Origin of the sequence: Actinocatenispora rupis, from assembly GCF_016861975.1 — a bacterium.
GTDB lineage: Bacteria > Actinomycetota > Actinomycetes > Mycobacteriales > Micromonosporaceae > Actinocatenispora > Actinocatenispora rupis.
This window is the reverse complement of the sequence record NZ_BOMB01000015.1, coordinates 1-24,292: the sequence shown is the minus strand read 5'-3', so window position 1 is coordinate 24,292 and position 24,292 is coordinate 1. Positions and strand designations below refer to the sequence as shown.

At 70.5% G+C, this 24,292-nt stretch carries 22 protein-coding genes and 1 pseudogene; 3 read left to right on the top strand and 20 right to left on the bottom strand.

Annotation, left to right across the window (positions count from 1 at the left end; all coding sequences use genetic code 11):
* Position 1: 1 nt before the first annotated feature.
* The 3 genes from Aru02nite_RS13210 to dapE form a co-directional block, all read right to left on the bottom strand.
* Positions 2-868, bottom strand: coding sequence for an LOG family protein (locus Aru02nite_RS13210; protein ID WP_203657782.1), 867 nt, complete (start codon positions 866-868; stop codon positions 2-4).
* Between the two features lie 146 nt (positions 869-1,014).
* Entirely contained in the window at positions 1,015-1,560 is a 546-nt protein-coding gene (locus Aru02nite_RS13205) for a hypothetical protein (protein WP_203657781.1), read from the bottom strand.
* 40 nt (positions 1,561-1,600) lie between these two features.
* Entirely contained in the window at positions 1,601-2,668 is a 1,068-nt protein-coding gene (gene dapE / locus Aru02nite_RS13200) for a succinyl-diaminopimelate desuccinylase (RefSeq protein ID WP_239076655.1), read from the bottom strand.
* A 115-nt stretch (positions 2,669-2,783) separates the two neighbouring features.
* On the opposite strand from dapE, the gene dapD reads away from it, so the two are divergent.
* Entirely contained in the window at positions 2,784-3,773 is a 990-nt protein-coding gene (dapD, locus tag Aru02nite_RS13195; RefSeq protein WP_203657779.1) for a 2,3,4,5-tetrahydropyridine-2,6-dicarboxylate N-succinyltransferase, read from the top strand.
* Positions 3,774-4,068: 295 nt separating this feature from the next.
* Here dapD and dapC read toward each other — a convergent pair whose 3' ends face one another.
* Positions 4,069-5,178 carry a succinyldiaminopimelate transaminase gene (dapC, locus tag Aru02nite_RS13190; protein WP_239076654.1) on the bottom strand — a complete coding sequence of 370 codons (1,110 nt, stop codon included), beginning with the start codon at positions 5,176-5,178 and terminating at the stop codon, positions 4,069-4,071.
* A 2-nt stretch (positions 5,179-5,180) separates the two neighbouring features.
* Positions 5,181-5,507: a ferredoxin gene (gene fdxA, locus Aru02nite_RS13185; protein ID WP_030449117.1), complete on the bottom strand. Its 327-nt coding sequence runs from the start codon at positions 5,505-5,507 to the stop codon at positions 5,181-5,183.
* 127 nt (positions 5,508-5,634) lie between these two features.
* Here fdxA and Aru02nite_RS13180 point away from each other — a divergent pair, with 127 nt between their 5' ends.
* Positions 5,635-6,585, top strand: a complete 951-nt coding sequence (locus Aru02nite_RS13180) for a GNAT family N-acetyltransferase (RefSeq protein ID WP_239076653.1) — start codon at positions 5,635-5,637, stop codon at positions 6,583-6,585.
* An 8-nt stretch (positions 6,586-6,593) separates the two neighbouring features.
* On the opposite strand, the gene Aru02nite_RS13175 is transcribed toward Aru02nite_RS13180, so the two are convergent.
* The 5 genes from Aru02nite_RS13175 to Aru02nite_RS13155 form a co-directional block, all read right to left on the bottom strand.
* Positions 6,594-7,061 carry a hypothetical protein gene (locus Aru02nite_RS13175; RefSeq protein WP_203657777.1) on the bottom strand — a complete coding sequence of 156 codons (468 nt, stop codon included), beginning with the start codon at positions 7,059-7,061 and terminating at the stop codon, positions 6,594-6,596.
* 67 nt (positions 7,062-7,128) lie between these two features.
* Entirely contained in the window at positions 7,129-7,575 is a 447-nt protein-coding gene (locus tag Aru02nite_RS13170) for a hypothetical protein (RefSeq protein WP_203657776.1), read from the bottom strand.
* The gene (gene mshB, locus Aru02nite_RS13165) at positions 7,572-8,474 is read right to left on the bottom strand and encodes an N-acetyl-1-D-myo-inositol-2-amino-2-deoxy-alpha-D-glucopyranoside deacetylase (RefSeq protein ID WP_203657775.1); all 903 of its coding nucleotides are present in this window, start codon (positions 8,472-8,474) and stop codon (positions 7,572-7,574) included. The genes Aru02nite_RS13170 and mshB overlap by 4 nt, the downstream gene beginning before the upstream one ends.
* A gap of 102 nt (positions 8,475-8,576) precedes the next feature.
* The gene (locus tag Aru02nite_RS13160) at positions 8,577-8,783 is read right to left on the bottom strand and encodes a DUF397 domain-containing protein (RefSeq protein WP_203657774.1); all 207 of its coding nucleotides are present in this window, start codon (positions 8,781-8,783) and stop codon (positions 8,577-8,579) included.
* Positions 8,784-8,822: 39 nt separating this feature from the next.
* A complete protein-coding gene (locus tag Aru02nite_RS13155) occupies positions 8,823-9,668 on the bottom strand; it encodes a helix-turn-helix domain-containing protein (protein WP_203657773.1) in 846 nt (281 codons plus the stop codon).
* Positions 9,669-9,992: 324 nt separating this feature from the next.
* On the opposite strand from Aru02nite_RS13155, the gene Aru02nite_RS13150 reads away from it, so the two are divergent.
* Positions 9,993-10,214: a hypothetical protein gene (locus tag Aru02nite_RS13150; RefSeq protein ID WP_203657772.1), complete on the top strand. Its 222-nt coding sequence runs from the start codon at positions 9,993-9,995 to the stop codon at positions 10,212-10,214.
* Positions 10,215-10,361: 147 nt separating this feature from the next.
* Here Aru02nite_RS13150 and Aru02nite_RS13145 read toward each other — a convergent pair whose 3' ends face one another.
* The 10 genes and pseudogenes from Aru02nite_RS13145 to Aru02nite_RS13100 form a co-directional block, all read right to left on the bottom strand.
* A complete protein-coding gene (locus Aru02nite_RS13145) occupies positions 10,362-12,101 on the bottom strand; it encodes an ABC transporter substrate-binding protein (RefSeq protein WP_203657771.1) in 1,740 nt (579 codons plus the stop codon).
* An 81-nt stretch (positions 12,102-12,182) separates the two neighbouring features.
* The gene (locus Aru02nite_RS13140) at positions 12,183-13,865 is read right to left on the bottom strand and encodes an ABC transporter substrate-binding protein (protein ID WP_203657770.1); all 1,683 of its coding nucleotides are present in this window, start codon (positions 13,863-13,865) and stop codon (positions 12,183-12,185) included.
* A 21-nt stretch (positions 13,866-13,886) separates the two neighbouring features.
* A complete protein-coding gene (locus tag Aru02nite_RS13135; protein ID WP_203657769.1) occupies positions 13,887-15,632 on the bottom strand; it encodes an ABC transporter substrate-binding protein in 1,746 nt (581 codons plus the stop codon).
* Positions 15,633-15,771: 139 nt separating this feature from the next.
* Positions 15,772-17,502 (bottom strand): ABC transporter substrate-binding protein, encoded by a 1,731-nt coding sequence (locus tag Aru02nite_RS13130; protein ID WP_203657768.1) that lies wholly within the window; start codon positions 17,500-17,502, stop codon positions 15,772-15,774.
* A gap of 318 nt (positions 17,503-17,820) precedes the next feature.
* Entirely contained in the window at positions 17,821-19,563 is a 1,743-nt protein-coding gene (locus tag Aru02nite_RS13125; RefSeq protein ID WP_203657767.1) for an ABC transporter substrate-binding protein, read from the bottom strand.
* Between the two features lie 261 nt (positions 19,564-19,824).
* On the bottom strand, positions 19,825-21,567 hold the full coding sequence (locus tag Aru02nite_RS13120; RefSeq protein WP_203657766.1) for an ABC transporter substrate-binding protein: 1,743 nt from the start codon (positions 21,565-21,567) through the stop codon (positions 19,825-19,827).
* Positions 21,568-21,866: 299 nt separating this feature from the next.
* The gene (locus Aru02nite_RS13115; protein ID WP_203657765.1) at positions 21,867-22,430 is read right to left on the bottom strand and encodes a GTP-binding protein; all 564 of its coding nucleotides are present in this window, start codon (positions 22,428-22,430) and stop codon (positions 21,867-21,869) included.
* Positions 22,431-22,458: 28 nt separating this feature from the next.
* Positions 22,459-22,821, bottom strand: coding sequence for a DUF742 domain-containing protein (locus Aru02nite_RS13110; RefSeq protein ID WP_203657958.1), 363 nt, complete (start codon positions 22,819-22,821; stop codon positions 22,459-22,461).
* A gap of 31 nt (positions 22,822-22,852) precedes the next feature.
* The gene (locus Aru02nite_RS13105; RefSeq protein ID WP_203657764.1) at positions 22,853-23,272 is read right to left on the bottom strand and encodes a roadblock/LC7 domain-containing protein; all 420 of its coding nucleotides are present in this window, start codon (positions 23,270-23,272) and stop codon (positions 22,853-22,855) included.
* Positions 23,269-24,292: pseudogene (locus tag Aru02nite_RS13100) on the bottom strand (hypothetical protein); the annotation flags it as partial. The gene Aru02nite_RS13105 and the pseudogene Aru02nite_RS13100, both read right to left, overlap by 4 nt.

The following is a 24,292-nucleotide window of genomic DNA, read 5'->3' as shown; positions in this document are numbered from 1 at the left end:
GTCAGCCCTCCACCGGCGGCTGGCCCGCCTCCAGCTCGACCTGTCGTTCGGCGAGCGCCGCGTCGGACTCGACCACCCGGGCCACCGCGTCGTCGATGTCGTCGGTCAGGTGTACCAGGTCCAGGTCCGCCGGATTGATCTTGCCGGCCGGCAGCATCGTGTCGCGCAGCCAGTCGAGCAGGCCCTGCCAGTACCAGGTGCCGAGCAGGACCACGGGGAACCGGGTGACGCGCCGGGTCTGCACCAGCGTCAGCGCCTCGAACAGCTCGTCGAGCGTGCCGAACCCGCCGGGCAGCACGCAGAACGCCCGCGCGTACTTGACGAACATGGTCTTGCGGACGAAGAAGTACCGGAAGTTGATGCCGAGGTCGACCCACTCGTTGAGGCCCTGCTCGAACGGCAGCTCGATGCCCAGGCCGACCGCCGTGCCGCCGGCCTGGCTGGCGCCCTTGTTGGCGGCCTCCATGACGCCGGGGCCGCCGCCGGTGATCACCGCGTACCCCGCCCTCACCAGGGCCGCCGCCAGTTCCTCCGCCATCCGGTACTCGTCCGAGTCGGGCTTCGTACGCGCCGAGCCGAACACGCTCACCGCCGGCCCCAGCTCGGCGAGCGCCCCGAAACCCTCCACGAACTCGGACTGGATCCGCAGTACCCGCCACGGGTCGGTGTGCACCCAGTCGACCGGCCCGCGGGAGTCGAGCAGCCGCTGGTCGGTCATGCTCCGCGGCAGCTCGCCCCGGCGCAGCGTCACCGGTCCGCGCTGCCAGCTGCGGCCCTTCGTCGCGCCGTCCCGGCTCGCGCCGGCGGTCGCCGGTCGGTCCGGGCCGCCGTCGGGCCGGGGGGTCGAGGGGTCACCGTCTGCGCTCATGCCCACCACGGTAGAGCGCACCGCCGGGCCGCCCCGCGGGGCCCGCCCGCGCGTCTCGCCCCGCACCCGGCCGTTCACGCCGCCCCCGCCTGGCGGCCCGTCCCGGGACACCGGCCCGCCTCCGCCCGCCGTACCGGGACGGGTCGTCACGGGCGGCGGCCGCGCCAGGCGAGCGTCGCGGGCAGCGCGAGCAGGACGAGGGCCAGGCCGGCACCGAGCCCGGCGGGGCCGACCGTGTCGTACCGGGCGGGCGGTCGGGCGAGGTTCGCCCCGGCCAGCGGTGGACGGCCGGGGCCCGGCGCCACGTCGCCGGGGCGTACGTCGCAGAGGCCGGCGGCGAAGCGCGCGCCGTACGTCGGGGCCTCGAACATGGCGTCTCGCCGCACGAACACCGTGTACCGCCGGCCCGGCACGACCTCCAGCCCGCACGACGCGCCCTCGGTACCGCTGGCCACCGCCTCGGTACGGTGCACCGCGCCCCGGTACACGGTGCCGACGGCGAACGTGGTGAGCCGTACGTCGTCCACGTCCGTCACGTCCCGCACCGTGCCGCTGAACACCGCCGTACTCGTCCGCGTCAGCTCCGCCACCGGTACGTCGGCGCACGAACACGCCGCGCACGGTGCCGCCACACCCAGCGCGCCGACCGCGCCGATCAGTACCGCGATGACCGCGATCGCCCGGATCCGCATGTACCTCCGACGCGCGGGCGGCGGTCCCGGTTCCCGGACGTCAGCGGCCGAGCCAGCGGCGCAGCGCCGCCGCCCCGGTACGGATCCGCGGGATCTCGACGCGCTCGTCCTTCTTGTGCGCCAGGTTCGGGTCGCCGGGGCCGTAGTTGAGCGCCGGTACGCCGGCCGCCGCGAACCGCGCCACGTCCGTCCAGCCCAGCTTCGCCCGCGCCGGCCGCCCGATCGCCGCCACGAACTCGGCCGCCGCCGGGTCCGCCAGGCCGGGCAGCGCGCCCGGCGCCGAGTCGGTCACCGTCACGTCCAGCCCGTCGAACACCTCGCGCAGGTGCGCCTCCGCGTCCGCCTCGCTGCGGTCCGGCGCGAACCGGAAGTTCACGTCCAGCACGCACTCGTCCGGGATGACGTTGCCGGCCACCCCGCCCGCGATGCGCACCGCGTTCAGCCCCTCCCGGTACTCGCAGCCGTCGATCGTCACCCGCCGCGCCTCGTACCGTCGGAGCCGGTCGAGGGCGTCGCCGGCGGCATGGATCGCGTTGCTGCCCAGCCAGCTCCGGGCGGCGTGCGCGCGGACCCCGGTGGTGGTGATGCTGGCGCGCATGGTGCCCTGGCAACCGGCCTCGACCTCCCCGTACGTCGGCTCCAGCAGGATCGCGAAGTCCGCCGCGAGCCACTCCGGCCGGGTACGCGAGATGCGGTTGAGGCCGTTGCGCTCGGCCTCGATCTCCTCGCAGTCGTAGAACACGTACGTCAGGTCGTACCGCGGGTCGGCGAGGGTGACGGCCAGGTGCAGCGCCAGCGCCGTACCGGACTTCATGTCGCTGGTGCCGCAGCCCCACATGACGTCGCCGTCGATCCGGGCCGGCACGTTGTCCGCGATCGGCACCGTGTCCAGGTGCCCGGCCAGCGCCACCCGCTTCCCCAGCCCCAGCTCGGTACGGGCCAGCAGTACGTTGCCGTCACGTTCGACCGCGAGGTGGCCGGCGCCGCGCAGCGCCGCCTCCACCACGTCGGTGATCCGCTCCTCGTCCCCGGACACCGACTCGATGTCCACCAGCGCCCGCGTCAACTCGACCGGATCCGCCACCGTCGCCGCACTCAAGGTCTCCACGCCCGCGTACCCTACGGCCCTCGCGACGTGGCGTCCGCGCCACGCCGTACCACTGAGCCGAACGCCACGACGCCGCCCGACGGCCCCGCCGACCTGCGCCGGTACGGTGGTGGCCGTGACGAAGCAGACTTCCGCCTGGGGCGTCGGGATCGCGACCGTCGACGCCGGCGGCACCATCCTGGACACCTGGTTCCCCACCGACAAGCTCGGGCTCGGCGAGCCCCCGTTCGCCGTCGACGGCACGGGCAGCGCCCAGCTCGACGCCGCCGCGGCCACCGAGGGGCTCGGTGCCGCGCTCGCGGAGAGCCTCGGCCGCGACCCCGTCCGGAACGTCCGCACCGTCGCCGTCGCCGTCGCGATCGGGTCGCTGGCCGAGCCGCCCGCCGACACCGTCGACGCGTACCTGCGGCTGCACCTGCTGTCGCACCGGCACATCCGGCCGCACGAGGCGAACCTCACCGGCATCTTCGGCGTACTCGCCAACGTCGCGTGGACCGACCTCGGCCCCGTCGCCGCCGACCGTGCCGACACCGTACGGCTCGCCGCCCGCAGCGCCGGCCACCGCCTCACCGTGTACGGCGTGGACAAGTTCCCCCGGATGACCGACTACGTCGTCCCCTCCGGCGTCCGCATCGCCGACGCCGACCGGGTACGCCTCGGCGCCCACCTCGCCCCCGGCACGACCGTCATGCACGAGGGCTTCGTCAACTACAACGCCGGCACCCTCGGTACGTCCATGGTCGAGGGCCGCATCTCCGCCGGGGTCGTCGTCGGCGACGGCTCGGACGTCGGCGGCGGCGCGTCCATCATGGGCACCCTGTCCGGCGGCGGCCAGGAGGTCATCACCATCGGCGAGCGCTGCCTGCTCGGCGCGAACTCCGGCATCGGCATCTCCCTCGGCAACGACTGCGTCGTCGAGGCCGGCACGTACGTCACGGCCGCCGCCAAGCTCACCCTCCCCGACGGCACCACCGTCAAGGCCCGCGACCTCTCCGGCCACGACAACCTGCTGCTCTGGCGCAACTCCGTCACCGGCGCCCTCGAAGCCCGCCCCCGCACCACCAACACCCCCATAACCCTCAACCCGGCCCTCCACACCCAGTAACCCCCGGAACGGCGCAAGCGCAAACAGCGCAAGGGAACCGGCCCAGGTTCCGTCAGGTCACAGGGACTTGGGTCGGTGTACAGAGGCGAATGCGAAAGCATCTGCCTACTTGTGGGGATCCCAAGGGGCGGAGTCCCCTTGGGCAGGAGAGAGCGCTGTCCTCTCTCGCACCCCCAAGCCCCGGCACGGGAAACCGACGAGTCGTCTCAGTGCGGAACCGCTCCACAGCACCGCATCCGCGCGGAACGAGCGGCAACGTCGGTCGGCGACGGGCCGACCGACGCGGGTGGCCACCTCAGGCCAGCCGCCGCACCGCCGCCGCCACCCGGGAGTCCGGCGCGGTCAACGCCACCCGTACGTGCCGTGCGCCGGCGTCCCCGTACACGGCGCCGGGTGAGACGAGGATTCCCAGTGACGCCAACCATTCGACGGTGCGCCAGCAGTCCTCGTCGCGGGTGGCCCACAGGTACAGCCCGGCCTCGGAGTGCTCGATCCGCAGCCCCGCCCCGACCAGCGCGGTGCGCAGCAGGTCGCGGCGCCGCGCGTACCGGGCGCGCTGTTCGGTGACGTGCGCGGTGTCGGTGAGCGCCGCGACCATCGCCGCCTGTACGGGTCCGGGCACGATCAGCCCGGCCTGCTTCCGTACGGCGAGCAGTTCGCCGACGAGTGCCGGATCGCCGGCCACGAACCCACCGCGGTACCCGGCGAAGTTGGACCGTTTCGACAGCGAGTGCACCGCGAGTACGCCGGTGTGGTCGCCGTCGGTCACGTCGGGGTGCAGCACGGAGACGGGCCGCTCGGACCAGCCCAGCTCCAGGTAGCACTCGTCGCTGACGACGATGGTGCCGCGGGCCCGCGCCCACTCGACGATCTTGCGGAGGTGCGCGACGGGCAGCACCCGGCCGGTCGGGTTGGCGGGCGAGTTGACCCACAGCAGCGACACGCGTTCCGGCCCGAGGGACGTCAGCGAGTCCCGCGCCAGGCACCGCGCCCCCGCCAGCAACGCACCCACCCGGTACGTCGGGTACGCCAGCTCGGGCGTGACGACCAGGTCGCCCGGTCCGAGCCCGAGCTGCGCCGGCAGCCCCGCGACCAGCTCCTTCGACCCGATCGTGGGCAGCACCGCCGACTCGTCGACACCCGCCACCCCGAGCGTCCCCAGGTACTCCGTGATCGCCGCACGCAGCGCCGGCGTACCCGCGGTCAACGGGTACCCGGGCAGGTCGGAGGCGGCCGTCAGGGCAGCACGGACGACGTCCGGTACGGGGTCCACCGGCGTACCCATGGACAGGTCCACGAGGCCGTCGGGGTGCGCGCGTGCGGTCCGCCCGTACGGCGCGAGCAGGTCCCACGGGAAGTCGGGCAGCCGCGCCGAGACGCGACCACCCGGGGATCGATCGGGCACGCTCAGTGCGCGTTCTCCCGCGGCGGCAGCCCGACGACCACGCCCGCGTCCTTCTCGATCTTGCCGACCTTCGACGCGCCGCCGGGCGAACCCAGGTCGTCGAAGAAGTCGTAGTTGGCGGAGATGTAGTCGCGCCACTGCTCGGGCACGTCGTCCTCGTAGAAGATGGCCTCAACCGGGCAGACCGGCTCGCAGGCCCCGCAGTCCACACACTCGTCCGGGTGGATGTAGAGCATCCGGTTGCCCTCGTAGATGCAGTCGACAGGGCACTCCTCGATGCAGGCCTTGTCGATCACGTCAACGCACGGCTCGGCGATGATGTAGGTCACGGGTCGTCCTCTCCGCTCCAGCAGCCAACGGGTGCACAGTCCTCGACCGCCGTCGGCAAGCCTAGTATCCCGCCCCGGCGGGTGCCGACTCCCGGGGTACACCCCACGATGTGGGAGGCTGCTACCCGTGGGAGGACACAGCCTGACCAGCGCCGACATCGGCCGCCGGGTCGTCGTGCGCCGAGTGGTGGACACCGCCGCCGGCCGCCCGCGGTACGCGGACACGATCGGTGAGCTGGTCGCCGCCGACCCCACCCACCTCGTCGTACGCCCGGACCGCGGTGGGCCGGACGCCCGCATCGCCGTCGCCGACGTGGCCGCCGCCAAGCCGGTACCGCCGCGCCGGCGCCGCGCCACCACCGCCGAGCTCGAACGTGTCGGCGCGGCGACCTGGCCGGCGGTGGAGACCGCGCCGCTGGGCGACTGGCTGCTGCGCGCCTCCGCCGGCTGGACCCGCCGCGCCAACTCGCTGCTCCCGGTCGGCGACCCCGGCCTGCCGCTGGCGGCCGCCGCCGACGCCGCCACCACCTGGTACGCCGAGCGTGGCCTGCCGCCCCGCGCGCAGCTCGCCGACGGGGAGGCCGCCGACCTGGACGCGCTGCTCGCCGACCGCGGCTGGCTCCGCGAGGCGCCGACGCTGCTGCTCACCGCCCCGATCGACCGGGTACGCGGCGCCGCGCCCACCGGGCTACCGCCCGTGACGTACGCGGCGGAGCCGTCCGCGGAGTGGCTGGCGCTGTTCGGCGCACGCAAGGGCACCCCGGCCGCGGCCCGCACCGTACTGACCGGCGGCGGTCCCACGTTCGCCGAGGTACGCGCCGACGACGGCACGCTCGCCGCGATCGGCCGCGCCGCCACCGCCGACGGGCACGCCCTGCTGTCCGCGATCGAGGTGGTCCCCGAGTACCGCCGGCGGGGTCTGGCGCGGCACGTCATGGCCGCCCTCGCCGAGCACGCCATGGACCACGCCCACACCGTGGTACTGCAGGTCGAGGAGGACAACACCGCCGCCCGCACCCTGTACGACCGGCTCGGCTTCCGCCTGCACCACGGGTACCACTACCGCACGGCGCCCTGACCGGCGGCTCAGCGCTTGGCGACGCGGCGCGGCTTCGCCCGCGCCCGCTCCTCCTGGTACTTCCACGCCCGCGACCGCCGGTCCTGCCCCATCGCCAGGACGATCAGCGCCCCGACGAACGCACCCAGTACGCAGATGGCGGCGCACAGGCCGAGCTGCCGCAGGAAGATGCCCGACCCGCCCTCGAACGGGTTCAGCCCGACGATCAGCGGGCCGACCAGCGTGGTCAGCAGGCAGCCGAGGATGATCGCCGAGCCGACCTCACCGACCACCCGGACCGTCTCGTACCGTCGCATCCACCGGAACCCGGCATAGCCGGCGACCAGCGCCATGGCGACCATCGAGTACAGGGCGGCCTGGACGATCTGGTCGTCGGCCTTGACGCCGGCGATCAGGACCACCAGCCGGCCGAGCGCGTTGATCACGAACAGGGCCAGCGCGACGGCCAGGACCGGTGTCCAGCGGTGACGCAGCACGGTGTGTCCTCTCCTCAAGGAACGTGCCGTCAGGATGCACACCGAACCTGTGTCCGGCAAGACCGCATCACCGTGGGCGCCGCACCACCACGAGGAACGCGCCGACCGTCACCGACGCGGCGCCCACCAGCAGCAGCGCGATCGGCATCCAGTCGTTTCCCACGAGTACGGTGTCGCCGGCGGCGGTCTGTCCACTCAGCACGATCGTCACGACGAACCAGGCGATGCCCGGCAGCAGCGCCACGAACCGGTTCCCGGTGGCCGCCCGCGCGAACAGCATCAGCAGGATGTTGCAGACCACCGCCAACAGCAGCGAGAACGGGATCCGTACGCCGCCGATCCGCAGCGGCACCAGGAACGCCTCCAGCAGCGCCGTCAGCACCCCGCCCCACACCGCGACGACCCCACCGACGATCCGCAGTACGACGTCCAGCGCCCGCGCCCCGGAACCCGTCGGAGCCGTCGGTCCGGACGGCACGGTCCGCTGGTCGTCCTGGTGCGGCCGGTCGCTCACCCGCGCAGCGTAGCCCGGGTGGCGCCGGTCCCGGCCGGCCGCCCCTCGTCGATCCCGGCGAACAGGTCGTCCTCCCACTCCTCGCCCGGCCCCCGCGTCCCCACCGCAAGCCGGAAGTACTCCACGCCCAGCGCCTCGCCGCCCGCGTCGGCCATCGAGTTCAGCCAGTTCGTCGGCGGGATCTGCGTCGGGTACGCCTGGATCGCCGCGGCCTTGGCCGCCGAGTACGCGGAGCCGTCGATGCGGGCGGTGATCTCCTCGTCCGGCGAGCCGAACGGCAGATCGTCCACACTGGACACCTCGGCGAACGGGTTGTCCGTGGTCTCCGAGAACTCCTTCATCCCCGCCGCCAGCACGCTCTTCGGCACGGCCGTCCAGTACACCTTGGCGACCTGCCAGTCGGGGGCGGCCAGCTCCACGCCGCGCATCGCGACCCGGTGCGCCTGGATGTGGTCCGGATGCCCGTAGAACCCGTTCGGGTCGTACGTCACGACGACCTGCGGGCGGATCTCCCGGATCACGTCGGCGACCAGCCCGGCCGCCGCGTCGAGGTCGGCCTGCCAGAACGCCCGCGGGTTCTCGTTCGCCGGCGTACCCATCATGCCGGAGTCGCGGAACCGTCCGGCCCCGCCGAGGAACCGCCCGTCGGTCAACCCCAGCGCCGAGGTCGCCGCCCGCCACTCGCTGATCCGGTACCCGCCGAGCTGGTCGGCCTGGTCCGCCGCGAGCTGGGCCAGCTCCGGTACGTGGATCTCGCCCTCCTCGCCGAGCGTGCAGGTCACGAGGGTGACGTGGGCGCCCTCCGCGATGTAGCGCGCCATGGTCGCGCCGGTGCCGATCACCTCGTCGTCAGGATGGGCGTGTACCAGCAGGAGCCGGCGGGCGGGCAGGTCGGTCATCAGTCAGCCTCCGAGGAGTACGTGCTCTGCGCAAACATATCCCCGGCGGGCACGGCAGCGGCCGGCCGCGGTGCGCGACCGGCCGCTGCCGTTCCGAACGGCTCAGCCGTCCAGATCTCCACCCTTGACGATGGCCGTGAACGACGCCCACTGGCTCGGCGCCACCGCCAGCGCAGGACCCTGCGGATCCTTGCTGTCTCGGATAGCGACAATTCCGGGCAGGTTCCGTGCCACCTCGACACATGCACCCGAGCCGTTGCTCCGGGTACTCTTGCGCCAGAGGGCGCGGGCCAGGTCTGGCGAGGACATCCCGCGCTCCTTTCTCTAGGTTCGGCAGGCCCAAGGTCTCTAGAGCCTGTTGATTGCCTCGGAGATCATCTCCTCGGATCTGCGCACACCGAGCGCAGTCGCCCGCAAGTGGTCGAACAGCGTCGTGTACTGCTGAACCTCGTCGACTTCCTCCAAATAGAGGCTACCCGCTCGGTTCTCCAGGTACACGCACGGAGTGTCACGAGGGTCGGGAAACCGCAAAATGAAGAAAGCGGAACCCATCGACCCGTGTTCGCCCGCCTCGAAGGACAACACCTGAATGTCGTTGCCCGGTCGCTGAGCGGTGTCGAGAACGCGTTTCAGCTGCGCCCGCATGATCTCCCGACTGCCCACGATCCGGTGCAGTACCGCCTCGTCCAGCACGATCCACAGTTTCGGCGGGTCGTCCGCGTGCTGGCGCTGGAGGCGCAGCTCGACCCGGCGTTCGACCTCCTCGACGGTGTCGTCCGGGTGTTCGGCCCGGATGACCGACCGTGCGTAGTCGGCCGTCTGCAGCAACCCCGGCACCAGCTGCGGCTCGTACTCGGAGATGTGGCTCGCCTCCGACTCCAGCCCGACGTACGTGTCGAACCACGCGGGGAGCACGTCGTTCCAGCGCTGCCACCAGCCCCGGGTACGTGCCTGGCGGGCGATCACCTCGATCTGCTCGACGTCCTCGTCGGCCACCCCGTACAGGCGCATGAGGGCGGCGACGGTGGCGACCTGGCCGGTGGACTCGGCGTTCTCGATCCGGCTGATGGCCGACTTGCTCAGGCCGACACGCCGACCGGCCTCCTCGGCCGACATTCCGGTACCGGCACGCAGCCGGCGCAGCTCGGACGCGATCCGGCGGCGCTTGACGGTGGGACTTGTCCTGGTCGACATGGGGACATGGTGCTCCAAGGCGGGCAGTCCGCGCCATCTTCGCGACATGCCGAGTCGCAAGCGGTACGACTGATCAACACCTCGGACTAAAATCGGGAGTTGCGTATTGGGCCGGTTACGAGCACACTGTCCTGGACCGGCATCGCCATCTGAAACGTCCCACTCGCCGGTTCACGTACGCACGGGCGCCGTCGTTTCGCCAGACCAGGCGGCGGCGCCCGTGATCAGGCCGGCCGGGCCCGTCCGTACCGCGGGCCCGGCCTTGGCGAAGGAGGGCCCCGCGATGGCCGTTCGCACCGCCGCCCAGTGCTGGACACACCGTCCATGAGCGCCGTCTGCGGAGAACTTCCCCGCGCCGGCGAAACGGTTCTCATCGGCCCGTCCGCCGGGCCGCACTTCGCCCACAGCTACTGGTTCCGGGTCAGCGCCGTGCGCCCCTCCGGCGAATCGGGCTGGGTCTATCTCGACGGTATCGACCCGCTCACCGACGACTCCATCGAGCGCAGTCTCTTCGTTCGCATCGAGGGCCTCGTCATTCGCCGCTGAACGGGCGTCACCCGGGATATCCGAAGCGGGCCGCGGGAGTACGCCGAAAGGGGCGGGACAATGGCGCGGCGGTGACTCGCCGGTGCATTTCCCATTCCGAATCGTGTGCCGCATCGGTACTCCGGGAATCGGCGCCGTTGCCGGCGGTCAGGCCCGCACGTACGCGTTGTAGTAGACGGGGGCGCCGACGAACGCGCTCAGGAACACGCCGCCGACCTTGTCGCCGACCAGCGAGTAGCTGCGGGTGTAGTAGATCGGCACGACCGGGGCGTACGCCCGCATGATGTGCTCGTCGAGCTTGGCCCAGTCGGCGCCGGCCTTCGCCGCGCTCTCCGCGGAGATCCGGTCGATGCTGGTGTTGATGTCGTCGCGGTCCAGCCAGACCCAGCTGCCGTTGGCGTCCATCGCCCGCCCGTCGAACAGCGGCGGGATGATCGTCGACCCGCTCGGCCAGTCGGCGCCCCACTGCGTCACGAAGATGTCGTACCCGGCGTGGCGGAGCCCGACCTGGTGGTAGTAGCTGGACTTGTCGACGGGCCGGAGTACGACGGAGAAGCCGGCGCGGGCCAGGGACTGCTGGACCACGGTCGCCTGCTTCTGGCCCAGCTCGGTGTTGGTGAACGCGTACACCAGCTTGGGGTGACGGCCGCCGAGCAGTTGCTTCGCCTTCGCCGGGTCGCCGGACGTGCCGCCGGGGTACGCGTCGTACCGGTGGTAGCCGATGGCGAGCGGGGACTCGATGGTGGTGGCCGGCTCGCCCGCGGTGTCGCCGCCGGCCGCCTGGAGGTAGCCGCGCCGGTTGAACGCGTACTCGATGGCCTGGCGTTCGGCGAGGCTGGTGACCCGCTCGGTGTTGATGTTCAGGTACGAGACGTACGGCGTGATGCCGGTGACGACGCGCTTCCGGGCGCCGGCGTTCCGCTGTACGACGGGGGTCAGCTCGGCGGGGACGTTCGCGCGGGCGACGGTGGCCGCGTCGGTGCCGCGGGAGGCGAGGATCCGCTGCGACTGCTGGACGTCCGTGGCACCGATCTGCGTGACGACCCTGTCCGGGTAGTCGTGCCGGATCGGGTCGGTGCGCGGATCCCAGTACGTGTTGCGGACCAGGTCCAGCTCCGTGCCCCGGGTGTACTTCGCGATCTTGTACGGGCCGGACGAGAACGGGTGCGTGTCCAGCGCGAGCGGCTTGCCGTCCTTCGACCGCGGCACCGGCGCCGTCGTACCCCAGGCTCCGGCGAACGGCATGTCGCACGCCGGCTTCGGGAACCGGAACGTGAGCTGCCGGGCGCCCTGCACGGTCACGCCGGGCGGCAGCGCCGCTCCCCCGTCGTACGGCCCCTTGTACTTCGCGTTGTAGTCCATGCTGCCGACCAGCCACTGCTGGATGTAGTGCGGCCCGTGGTTCACGTCCGGCGAGAACGACCGGGCCACCCCGTACGCCACGTCGGCGGCGGTGATCGCGCTGCCGTCCTCGTACCGGAGACCGGGTTTGAGGGTGTAGCGCCAGACGCGGCAGTCGTGGTCGACGTCGGTGCCGGGGCCGGTGGCGAGGTCGCCGACCAGCGTCAGCTTGCCCGACCCGTCCTCCCGGTACGTGGTGAGCGAACGGGACAGCAGCTGGCCGACCGACTCGGCGTCGGCGATGTACACGTTCTGCGGGTCGAGGTGCTCGAAGTCCTGCTCCTGCAACGCGTACAGGGTGCCGCCGCGGCGGGCGCCGGGCACCGGCTTCGCCGGGCCGCGCGAGTGCGCCGGATCCGCGTCGACCGCGCTGGTCTGCGCCGCGTGCGTGGCGTGGTCGGTGGGGCCGCCGGTGTTCTTGCTGCACGCGGTGAGCACGGTCGCGCCGACCGCGAGTACCGCCAGGGTGAGGCCGAGCCTTCGCACCGTCGATCACCGCCCGGGAGTCGTGTTGTCCGGAACGTATCGGTAGGGCATCACAAATACGTCACGGCCGACAGGCGCGGGTCAGCCGAGCCAGGCGTCGTAGAACAGCGGGCTGCCCGAGGTACCGCTCTGGAAGACGCCGTGCACCCTGCTTCCCGTCAACGACAACGTCTTCACGTACGCCAGCGGCACGCACGGCGCGTACTGCCGCATGATGTCGCGGTCGAGGTCGGCCCAGTCGCCGGCGGCGCGGGCGGTCGGCTCGGCGCTGATCGCGTCGATGCGGTCGTCGACCGCCCGCTCGTCGAGGTACGTCCAGCTGTTGCCGTCGGTGCTCGCGGTACCGGAGAACAGCGGCGGCAGTACGGTCGAGCCGGTCGGCCAGTCCGCGCCCCACGACCCGGGGTACAGGTCGTACGGGTTGTCGGGGCGGCTGATCCGCGCGTAGTAGTCGGACGGGTCGAGCGGCGCCGGCGTGATGCGGAAACCGGCCCGGCGCAGCGAGGCGATGACCGCCCGCGCACCCGCCCGCCCCGCCGCCGTGTCCGGGTACGCGTAGCGCAGAGCCGGCCGCGCGTCGCCGAGCAGTTGCCGCGCCTTGGCCGGGTCGCCGCGACCGCCGGGCGTCGGATACGCGTCGTACCGGCGGTAGCCGAGGACCGTCGGGGACAGCAACGTGGTCGCCACCTCGCCGCGCGCCGGCCCGCCGGTGGCCCGTACGTACGCGGCCTTGTCGACGGCGTAGTTGACGGCCTGCCGTACCGCGCGCGAGGTGACCCGCGTCGTGTTGATGTTCAGGTACGTCACGAACGGCCAGAACCCGGTGAGCTGCCGGGACCGCAGCGCGCGGTCGTCGAGCACCGTCGACGCCATGGCCGGCGGTACGCCGTCGATGGACACCGCGTACCGGTCGGTGCCGCGGTCGGCGACGAGCCGGCGGGTCTGCGCGGCGCCGTCCGGGCCGATCTCCGTGACGAACGAGTCGAAGTAGTCGTGCCGCACCGCGTCCGTGGCCGGATCCCAGTACCGGTTGCGGACCAGCTTGAGGCGCTTCCCCCGGTCGTACGAGGCGACCTTGTACGGGCCGGTGGAGAACGGTCGCGCGTCGACCGCCGCCGCCCCGTGGTCGCGTGAACGCGGCAGCGGCGCCGTCGTCCCGAGCGACGCCGCGTACGGGAAGTCCGGGTGCGGCGAGGCCAGGTGGAACGTGATGGTCCGGCCGGACACCGTCACGCCCGGCGGCACCGCACGCCCACCGTGGTACGGCCCGGCGTACGCGGTGGACGGGTCGGTCCGCCCGGTCAGCCACCGCTGCACGTACTGCGGGCCGTCGGACAGCTCCGGCGCGAACGACCGGGCCACCCCGTACGCCACGTCGGCGGCGGTGACGGCCGTGCCGTCCTCGTACCGGACGCCGGTCTTGAGGGTGTAGCGCCAGGTGCGGCCGTCGTGGTCGACGTCGGTGCCGGCGTCGGTGGCGAGGTCGCCGACGAGTACTTCCCGGCCGGTGTTCGGGTCGTTCTTCAGCATCGTCAGCGTGCGGACGATGAGCTGGTCGACCGCGTTGGAGTTCGTCACGTACTGCCGCTGCGGGTCCAGGTGCAGGAAGTCCATGGTCTGCACGGTGACGAGGGTGCCGCCGCGGCGCGCCCCCGGTACCGGATCGGCGGGGCCACGCGACGCGCTGCTGCCGGCGTCGCGGGCCGGGCCGGCGGCGGGTGCCGTGGTGCAGCCGGCGGCCGTCAGGACCACCAGCAGCAGCACGACACCCCTGCGTACCATCGGCTACCGCGACAGCCAGGCGTCGTAGTAGCGCGGGGCGCCGCCCTGGATCAGTCCGTGCACGTGGCTGCCGAACAGCGACAGGTTCTTCTCGTAGTACAGCGGGACGAGCGGCGCGTAGTCGGTCATGATCTGCCGGTCGAGCCGCATCCAGTCGCCGGCCGCCGTGGCCGCCGGCTCCTTCTCGATGGCGTGGATCCGGTCGTCGACCCCCTTCTCGTTCAGGTACGTGCGGGAGTTGTTGCCGGTCGCGGCGAGCGCCGAACCGTCGAACTGCGGCGGGATGATCGTCGAGCCGGACGGCCAGTCCGACGCCCACGCGGACACGTACAGGTCGTACGGGTTGTCGCGGCGGCCGAGGATCGTCAGGTAGTTCGCGTCGTCGACGGGCTTGAGCACGATCCGGAAGCCGGCGCGGGCCAGGCTCTGCTGCACCTTCGTCGCGCCCTTCTGCCCGTCGGGCGTGTTCGCGTACGCCAGCACCAGCTTCGGCGTACGCCCGGCCAGCAGCTTCTTCGCCTTCGCCACGTCACCGTGCCCACCCGCGGTCGGGTACGCGTCGTACTTCGACCAGCCGATGGTGGTCGGCGACTGGATCGTCGAGGCGATGTCACCGACCGGCGCGCCGCCGGCCGCCTGGAGGTAGCCGGCCTTGTCCATCGCGTAGTTCACGGCCCGGCGCTCGGCCACGTCCGTGACCCGGCTGGTGTTGATGTTCAGGTACTTCACGTAGTCCAGGTAGCCGGACAGTTCGCGCGACGTCAGGTCCTTGTTCCGGAGTACGGCGCCGATCAGCTCCGGCGCGACCGCGTCCACCTGCACCGCGTCCCGGTCGTCGCCGTTGTCGGCGATCAGCCGGTTGGTCTGCTCGACCGGGCTCGGCCCGATCTCCACCACGTACCGGTCGACGTAGTCGTGCCGCACCGGGTCCGTCCGCGGATCCCAGTACTTGTTGCGCACCAGCACCAGCTGGTGCTCCCGCTGGTACGTCTGCACCTTGTACGGCCCGGTGGAGAACGGGTGGTCGGCCAGCGCGGACGGCTTCGCGTCGCGGGACCTCGGCAGCGGCGTGGTGGTGCCCATCGACGCGGCGAACGGGAAGTCGGGCTCCGGCTGCTTCAGGTGGAACGTGATCGTCCGGCCGGACACGGTGACGCCCGGCGGCAGCGCCGCACCCCCGTCGTACGGCCCCTTGTACGCAGCGTTGTAGTCGGAACGGCCGGTCAGCCACTGCTGGATGTAGTGCGGACCGTCGGCGATGTTCGGCGAGAACGACCGGGCCACCCCGTACGCCACGTCGGCGGCGGTGATCGCGCTGCCGTCCTCGTACTTGAGGCCGGTCTTGAGGGTGTAGCGCCAGGTGCGGCCGTCGTGGTCGACGTCGGTGCCGGTGTCCGTGGCGAGGTCGCCGACCAGCAGGTCCTTGTTGGTCGCCGGATCGCGGCGGAACATCGTCAGCGTGCGGGAGAACAGCTGCCCGACGGCGATCGACTTGTTCACGTAGATCTGCTGCGGGTCCAGGTTCTCGAAGTCGGACTCCTGCACCGAGTAGAGCGTGCCGCCGCGCACCGCGCCCTGGATCGGCTTCGCCGGGCCTCGCGAATCGGCCGGGTCGGTGGAGATCGCGCCCGCGTCCGCCCGTACCTTCGGGCCGCTCGCGTCGACCCCGGTGTTCCTGGTACAGCCCGCCACCGCGCCGACCAGGGTCAGCGCCACGCCGGCTGCACCGACGATCCGTCGCACCCGCATCCGTACCTCCTCGACCGGTCCGAGCGCCGACCGTATCGCCCCGGCACCCGTCACCGCGACGACAAACCAGTGGCCGGACCCGCGCATCGCGGATCCGGCCACCGGTGGACTTGCTGGTGCTACCGGAGTACTCCAGGCGTCACTTGGCGAACGCGTTGGTGTACTCGGGCCAGCCGCTGCTGGCGCCCAGGTAGACACCGCCGACCTTGCTGCCGACAAGCTGGTAAGTCTTGTCGTAGTAGAAGGGCACGACCGGCGCGTACTTGGTCATGATCTCCTGGTCGAGCGCGGCCCACTTCGGCGCGGCGTCCTTGGCGTCGAGCTTGTTGTACTCGTCGATCTTCGAGTTGACGTCCGCGTTCGTGAAGTACGGGTACGTCGAGTTGCCCTGCGCCTGGATGTTACGACCGTCGAACACCGGCGGGATGATCGTCGAGGCGGACGGCCAGTCCGAACCCCAGCCCGGCTTGTACAGGTCGTACGGGTTGTTCTTCTTGCCGATCTCGGTGTAGAAGTTCGCCGCGTCGATCGGCTTCAGCACGATCTTGAAGCCGGCCTTCTCCAGGCTGTTCTTGATGACCGGCGCGTACTTCTGGCCGCTCGCGGTGTTGGCGTACGCGTACACCAGCTGCGGGTGCTTGCCGCCCAGCAACTGCTTCGCCTTCGCCACGTTGAACGGGTACGCGTCGTACTTCTTGAACCCGATCGTGGTCGGCGACTCCAGCGTCGACGCCGCCTCGGCGATGTTCGGGCCGCCGATGGCCTGGATGTAGGCCTTCTTGTCCAGCGCGTAGTTCAGCGCCTGGCGGACCTTCAGATCCTTGACCCGGTTGTTGTTGATGGCCAGGTACCACACGAACTGCGTGTAGCCCTTGACGATCCGGTTCTGCAGGGTGGAGTCGGCCTCGACCTTCTTCACCATGGTCGGGTCGATGTTGCCCTGCATGATGCCGTACTGGTCGTTGCCGTTGTCGGCGATCATCCGGTTCGTCTGCGACAGGCCGCTGGCGCCCATGTCGACCTCGAACTTGTCGGGGTACGCGTGACGCAGCGGGTCCGTGTTCGCGTCCCAGTACTTGTTCTTCGTCAGCACCAGCTTGCTGTCACGCTGGTACGACTCGAACTTGTACGGGCCGGACGAGAACGGGTGCAGGTCCAGCTTGGTCTTGGTGTCCTTCGCCTTCGGCAGGGGCGTCGTGGTGCCCCAGGCCGCCGCGAACGGCATGTCGCAGTGCGGCGACTTGAAGTCGAAGGTGATGGTCTTGCCGGAGACCTTCACGCCCGGCGGAACGGCGGCGCCGCCGTTGTACGGGCCCTTGTAGGTCTTGTTGTAGTTGATGTCGTCGGCGAGCCACTGCTGGATGTAGTGCGGGCCGTCCGCCAGGTCCGGCGAGAACGACCGGGCCACGCCGTACGCCACGTCGGCGGCGGTGATGTCGCTGCCGTCCTCGTACTTGAGGCCGTCCTTCAGCGTGAACTTCCAGGAGGTGCACTTGCCGCCGGACACGTCCGTGCCCGGGTCGGTGGCGAGGTCACCGACCAGGGTGGCGTTGCCCTTGCCGTCGTCGACGTAGGTGGTGAGCTGCCGCGAGTACAGCTTCGCGAACACCTGCGCGTTGTTGACGTAGATACGCTGCGGGTCCGGGTGCTCGAAGTCCTGCTCCTGCACCAGGTAGATCGTGCCGCCGTTCTTGGCACCGGCCACCTTGGGCGCCGGGCCCTTCGACTGGGCGGCGTTCCCGATCCCGCCCTTCTGCGCCTTCACGTCGTTGTTCGAGCCGCTGTTGGAGCCGGTGTTCTTGCTGCAGGCTCCGAGGGCGGCAACGACGACGAGTGCGCCGGCGGCTGCGACTGCCAGCCGTGGTCGCATGTCTCCTCCTCCTCGTACCGCTCGCCGGGGGGCGATCGGGTGGGCGCGGCCACAGTGGCCGGCTCTGGAAGGAAGCTAATGGAACCCGCGAGTAGCACCGTCACGGGAAACTAACGATTGCGTTCCCAGTCGACTCCGAAGCCCCTCGACAGTTCCGTTCCGCCGTCGTACGACCCCGGAACGTGATCAACAGGGGTACGAAGCGGGCCGGATCCGGCATGGCGGACCCGGCCCGATCGCCGCCCACCGTGCGCACGCGCACCGGTACGCGGACCGCACCTCGCGGGCGCGCCGGCCCACGCCGACGCGCCCCCGGGCTCACTTCGCGAACGCGCTCGTGTACTCGGGCCAGCCGCTGCTGAGCCCCAGCGCCACGCCCCCGACCTTGCTGCCGATCAGGGTGTACTCCTTCTGGTAGTAGAAGGGCACCAGCGGCGCGTACTTCGTCATGATCTCCTTGTCGAGCTTCGCCCACTCCGGCGCCGCCTTGTCCGCGGGCAGCAGGTTGATCTCGTCGATCCGCTTGCTGACGTCGGAGTTGGCGAAGTAGGAGTAGTCGTTGTTGCCGACCGGGATGATCGTGCGGCCGTCGAACACCGGCGGGATGATGGTCGACCCCGACGGCCAGTCCGAACCCCACCCCGCCAGGTACAGGTCGTACGGGTTGTGGTTCTTGCTGATCTCGGTGTAGTAGTTCGCCGCGTCGATCGGCTTCAGTACGACCTGCACGCCGATCTTCTGCAGGCTGTCCTGGACGACCGTCGCCTGCTTCTGCCCGTTGTCCGTGTTGCCGTACGCGTACACGAACTTGAGGTGCTTGCCGGCGAGCAACTGCTTCGCCTTCTGCGGGTTGTACGGATAGGCGTCGTACTTCTGGTACCCGTTGGTGGTCGGCGATTCCAGCGTGCCGGCCGGCTCACCCTTGGCCGGGCCGCCGAGCGCCTGGATGAACGCGCGCTTGTCCAGGCCGTAGTTGAGCGCCTGCCGCACCTTCAGGTCGGTGATGCGCTGGTTGTTGATGGCCAGGTACCAGACGAACTGCGTGTAGCCGGAGAGCGTGCGGCTCTTCAGCGACGGGTCCGACTGCACCTTCTTCACCAGCGTCGGGTCCACGCCGCCGGACGCCTGCATGATGCCGTACGCGTCGTTGCCGTTCGACGCCATCATGCGGTTGGTCTGCTGCACCGCGTCCGGCCCGATCTCCACCTGGAAATGGTCCGCGTACTGGTGCCGCAACGGATCCGTCGCCGGATCCCAGTACTTGTTGCGGCTCAGCACGATGCTGGTGTCCTTGCTGTACTTCTCGATCTTGTACGGACCGGTCGACACCGGGTGCAGGTCGTACCGCGTCTTGGTGTCCTTCGCCTTCTGCACCGGGGATGTCGTGCCCCACGACGCCGCGTACGGCATGTCGCAGTGCGGGTGCTTGAAGGTGAAGGTGATCGTCTTGCCGGCGACCGTCACGCCCGGCGGGACCAGCGGCGCCCCGTCGTACGGTCCGTGGTAGCTCTTGTTGTAGCCCTGCACCGAGTCGGCCAGCCACTGCTGGATGTAGTGCGGGCCGTCCGCCAGGTCCGGCGAGAACGACCGCGCCACCCCGTACGCCACGTCCGCGGCGGTGATCGGGCTGCCGTCGTCGTACTTGAGGCCGTCCTTCAGCGTGAAGCGCCACGAGGTGCACTTGCCGCCGGACGTGTCCTTGCCGGGGTCGGTCGCGAGGTCGCCGACCAGCGTCGACTGGTGCGTCTTCGGATCGTCCACGAACGCGGTGAGCTGCCGCGAGAACAGCCGGGAGAACACCTGCGCGTTGTTGACGTAGATGCGTTGCGGATCCAGATGCTCGAAATCCTTCTCCTGGACCAGGTAGATCGTGCCGCCCTTCTTGGCGCCCGGCACCGGCGCGGCCGGACCCTTCGAGTCCGCGGCGTTTCCGATACCACCGGACTGGGTGTGGATGGTGTCCTTGTTGCCACCCTGGTCCCCGGTGTTCTTGCTGCACGCGCCGAGCGCGGCGACGACGGCCACCGCTCCGGCGGCCGCCAGTGCCACCCGTGGTCGCATCTTTCCCTCCTCTTCCGGTAGGGCACGGGTGTCGACTCGTGGTCGCCACCCGGGAACCGAAGCTAGGAGCGGAATGTGCGGCCCGCCGTCACGGCACGCTAACGATTGCGTACCCATGGCTGCTGCGCGGTGCCGTGCGCTTGCGTGGTGTGGCGCCGGCGCGCTGCCGCGCTTCCCTGTCGAGGACGCGCTTCCCTGTCGAGGACACGGAACGGGGGCCGGACCGCGCAGGCCCGACCCCCGTCGTCGCGTACTGCCGAGCTACTTGCCGTTACGCAGGAACGCGTTGTAGTACACCGGCCAACCGGTGCTCTGACCGATCGCCATGTTCCCCACGTTGGTGCCGTACATCTGGTACGCCTTGTCGTAGTACACGGGGACGACCGGCGCGTGCTTCGTCATGATGTCCTTGTCCAGCGCGGCCCAGCCGGGCGCCGCGTCGTTCGCGGACTGCTTGGTCAGCTTGTCGATCTGGCTGTTGACCGCCGCGTCGTTGAAGTACGGGTAGGTCGAGTTGCCCTGCGCCTGGATGTTGCGACCGTCGAACACCGGCGGAATGATCGTCGAGCCGGACGGCCAGTCCGAACCCCAACCCGCGAAGTACAGGTCGTACGGGTTGTTGTTCTTGCCGATCTGCGTGTAGTAGCTGGCCGAGTCGATCGGCTTCAGTACGACCTTGAAACCGACCTGCTGCAACGTGTTCTGCACGGTCGTCGCGAGCTTCTGCCACCGCGCCGTGTTGGCGAACGCGAACACCAGCTGCGGGTGCTTGCCGCCGAGCAGACTCTTCGCCTTCGCCTGGTCGTACGGGTAGGCGTTGTAGTTCTTGTAGCCGATGGTGGTCGGCGACAGCAGCGTGTTCGCCTCCTCGCCGGCCGTCGACCCGCCGAGCGCCTGGATGAACGCCTTCTTGTTGAAGCCGTAGTTGAGCGCCTCGCGCTCCTTCACATCCTTGATGCGCTGGTTGTTGATCGCCATGTACCACACGAACTGCGTGAAGCCCGCCGCGACGCGGTTCTTCACCTGCGGGTCGTTCTGCACCGTCGGCAGCAGCGTCGGCGGTACGTTCGCGCCCATCACCGCGTTCGCGTCGTTGCCCTGGCTCGACTTGATGGCGTTCGCCTGCTGCTCGGAACTCGACCCGAAGTCCACCTCGAACGTGTCGAAGTAGTCGTGGCGGATCGGGTCCGTCTTCGCGTCCCAGTACTTGTTCCGCTCCAGCACAAGCTTGCTGTCACGGGTGTACGACTTCACCTTGTACGGCCCGGACGAGAACGGCCGCAGGTCCAGCTTCGTCTTGGTGTCCTTCGCCTTCGGCAGCGGCGACGTGGTCCCCCAGGACGCGGCGAACGGCAGGTCGCAGTGCGGTTCCTTGAAGTTGAAGGAGATCGTCTTGCCGGAGACCTTCACGCCCGGCGGCACGGCCGCGCCACCGTTGTACGGACCCTTGTAGTCCTTGTTGTAGTTGATGTCGTTCGCCAGCCACTGCTGGATGTAGTGCGGCCCCTCCGCGAGGTCCGGCGAGAACGACCGGGCGATCCCGTACGCCACGTCGTTCGCGGTGATCGCGCTGCCGTCCTCGTACTTCAGGCCGTCCTTCAGCGTGAACTGCCACGAGGTGCACTTGCCGCCGGAGGTGTCCTTGCCGGCGTCGGTCGCCATGTCGCCGACGAGGGTCAGGTGGCCCTTCCCGTCGTCCTTGAACATCGTCAACGTACGCACCAGCAGGTTGGTCGCCGCCGTCGCGTTGTTCACGTACGCCCGTACCGGGTCCAGGTGGTCGTAGTCCGCCTCAAGGTACTGGTAGAGCGTGCCGCCGCGCTTCGCGCCGGAGATCGCCTTCGCCGGGCCCTTCGAATCGGCCGGGTTGGTCGAGATCGAGCCGGACTGCGTGGAGCCCTGCGCGTTGTCACCGCTGCTGCTGCCCGTGTTCTTGCTGCACGCGGCAAGTACGGCCAGCAGAGCCACGGCACTCGTGGCAGCCAGTGCCACCCGTGGTCGCATCCTTGTCACCCCTCCTGTCAATGGCCGCGCGCGCCCCACGCCGCGGCCCTGGCACGCCGCCGCCCGCCGCGCGGCTCGGTGGGGTCGCGGCGGCGGGCGTCGAAGTCCGAAGAGGGAGTCTAGGCAGGTGACATAACTCACCGTGATGGTTTGCCGATTTTGAGTTGTGGCCCACTCGGCCACCATCCACCGAACGGGCCCCCCGCCGCCGCGGAGTAAGACAGTCCCGGGGCCACCGAACACGACGGCGCCCCGCCCGGAAGTCCGGACGGGGCGCCGAGGATCCAGCCGTACGGCGGTCAGCGGGACGGTGTCGTCTGCCGCGTGCGCCGCATGTTCAGCACGTACTCCACCAGCGTGATCAGCACCTGCTTCGTCGACTCCCGGCTACGGGCGTCGCACGGAATCACCGGAACCTGCGGACCGACCGCCAGGGCCTCCCGCACGTCCTCCAGCTGGTGCAGTTGCACGCCGTCGAAGCAGTTCACGGCCACCAGGTACGGCAGGCCGCGGTGCTCGAAGAAGTCGACGGCGGCGAAACAGTCCGCCAACCGTCGGGTGTCCACCAGTACGATCGCGCCGATCGCACCCTTGACCAGCTCGTCCCACATGAACCAGAACCGGGTCTGCCCGGGCGTGCCGAACAGGTAGAGGATCAGGTCCTGGTCGATCGTGATGCGGCCGAAGTCCATCGCGACGGTGGTCGTGGTCTTGCCGGGCACGCCGGCCGTCTCGTCCACGCCCACACTCGCCGACGTCATGATCGCCTCGGTGGTCAGCGGTGTGATCTCCGAGACGGAACCGACCAGTGTGGTCTTTCCGACGCCGAAGCCGCCGGCGATGACGATCTTGGACGAGGTCACCCGCCCGCTCGGCCGGCGGTAGCCCTCGTCAGAGCCTCCGAAGCCCACTCAGCACCCTCTCCAGCAGTTCCGTACCCACGGCGTCGTCCCCGACCGCGGTCGGTTCGTACACGGCGACGAGTCCGTCCGCGGCCATGTCCGCGACCAGCACCCGCGCCACACCCAAGGGCATCTGCATACGTGCGGCGATCTCGGCGAGCGACTGTACGCGCAAGGCGCACAGTCCGGCGATGAGCTGCTGCTCCCGCCCGCCGACCACGCTGGCGTCACGACCCCGGGCGGTCGTTTCCACCAGCGCCTCAATCGCGATCTCCACCCGGGGCCGGGTCCGGCCCCGGGTCACGGCGTAGGGGCGAACCAGCGCGTTGCTCGGTTCGTCAGAGTCGTTCATCATGCCCTACACCCCGATCCACGGTTGGGCGTCAACCCAGCCGTGCGGATCCTTCGTTACGCGGTGCCGGGGTGAGAACCTCGCCGACCCGGTCGACGAGCAACGCCATCTCATACCCCACCTGCCCGACGTCACAACTTCGGGCAGCCAGCACCGCGAACGAGGACCCGTCGCTGATCGACATCAAGAACAGAAAACCGTTGTCCATCTCGACCACGGTCTGCAGCACCGCGCCGCCCTCGAAGCAGCGCGACGCGCCCTGGGTGAGGCTGACCAGTCCGGACGCGATAGCGGCCAACTGGTCGGCACGGTCCCTGGGCAGATCCCGCGAGGCGGCGAGCAGCAGGCCGTCGGCGGAGACCGCGACCGCGTGCGCCACTCCGGGGACCCTGTCCGCAAAGTTGGACAGTAGCCAACCGAGGTCCTGCGTACCTATCTGCTGGGTCGTCATGCCTCCTGCTCCTCGCCAGCACCGTCGCCGGTGCTCCTGTGTCCTGGCACGGGCGAGGCCAGCGGCGTGGTGCCGCCGGTCCGTCCGCGCTGGACGCCTCGGTGGTACGCGGACAGCAGACCGCGGACCGCTTCCGGTGAACGCTCCCGCGCCCTGGTCGGCTTCGCCGGCTCCTCGATGCCCCCTGGTACGAGCTGGGCCATCGGTCGCCGCTTCGGCAGACCAGAGGTCGTGGTCTCGTCGGACTTCGGGGACTGGAACACCGCCGAAGCGGCCTGCCAGCCCTTGTCCGCAGCCGACTGCCACGGGTCGATGTCCGGCCGCCCCTCGGACGGAACCTCCGTCGTACGCCGAGCGGGAAGCTCGGCGGCCGGCGGTGTCGCCGCGGGCGGCTCCGGTGCACCGCTGCCCGCGCCGGTGGTCGGCCGGGTCGGCAACACGGTGGGGCGCTTCCTCTCCGGCCGCGGCGACTCTGCCGGTGCCGGATCCGGCGCCACCGGGCGCGGCGCGGGCTTACCCGCGTCCCGCATCGGTGCCGACGGCGGAGTGACCGTCGCCGGGCCGGAGCTCGGACGGGACGGACTGGTACGGAACCAGGCCGACTCGACCTCACGGAAGATGGGCAACTCCATCGTGTCGTCGACGTTCCTCGGAATGATCTCGTTACGACCACCGGAACCGTTGACCGGTTCCGATGCGGCCGAGTCTAGCCCGCTCCGAGTCGAAACGTCCTCGGTCGAACGACCGTTACCGACCTGCCGCGAATCATCCACACTGCCCGCTTCACCACGGGTGTCCCGCCCGTTGCCGCGGGCGAGCTGCGGGGTCTCCACGGTCAGGTCCTCGAACGGCGCGGGCCGCTCCGAGATCTGGCCGGACCGGTCGTCGGGCGACACGGGCCGGCGCGGCAGGCCACCACGCGTCGTCCCGTTCTCGCCGGGCGCCGGCCACCGGTCGGCCGCGTTCGGCCGCTCCGCCGGCGCCGCCTCGGTCGGCTCCGCGGACCAGCGGTCCGTGGCG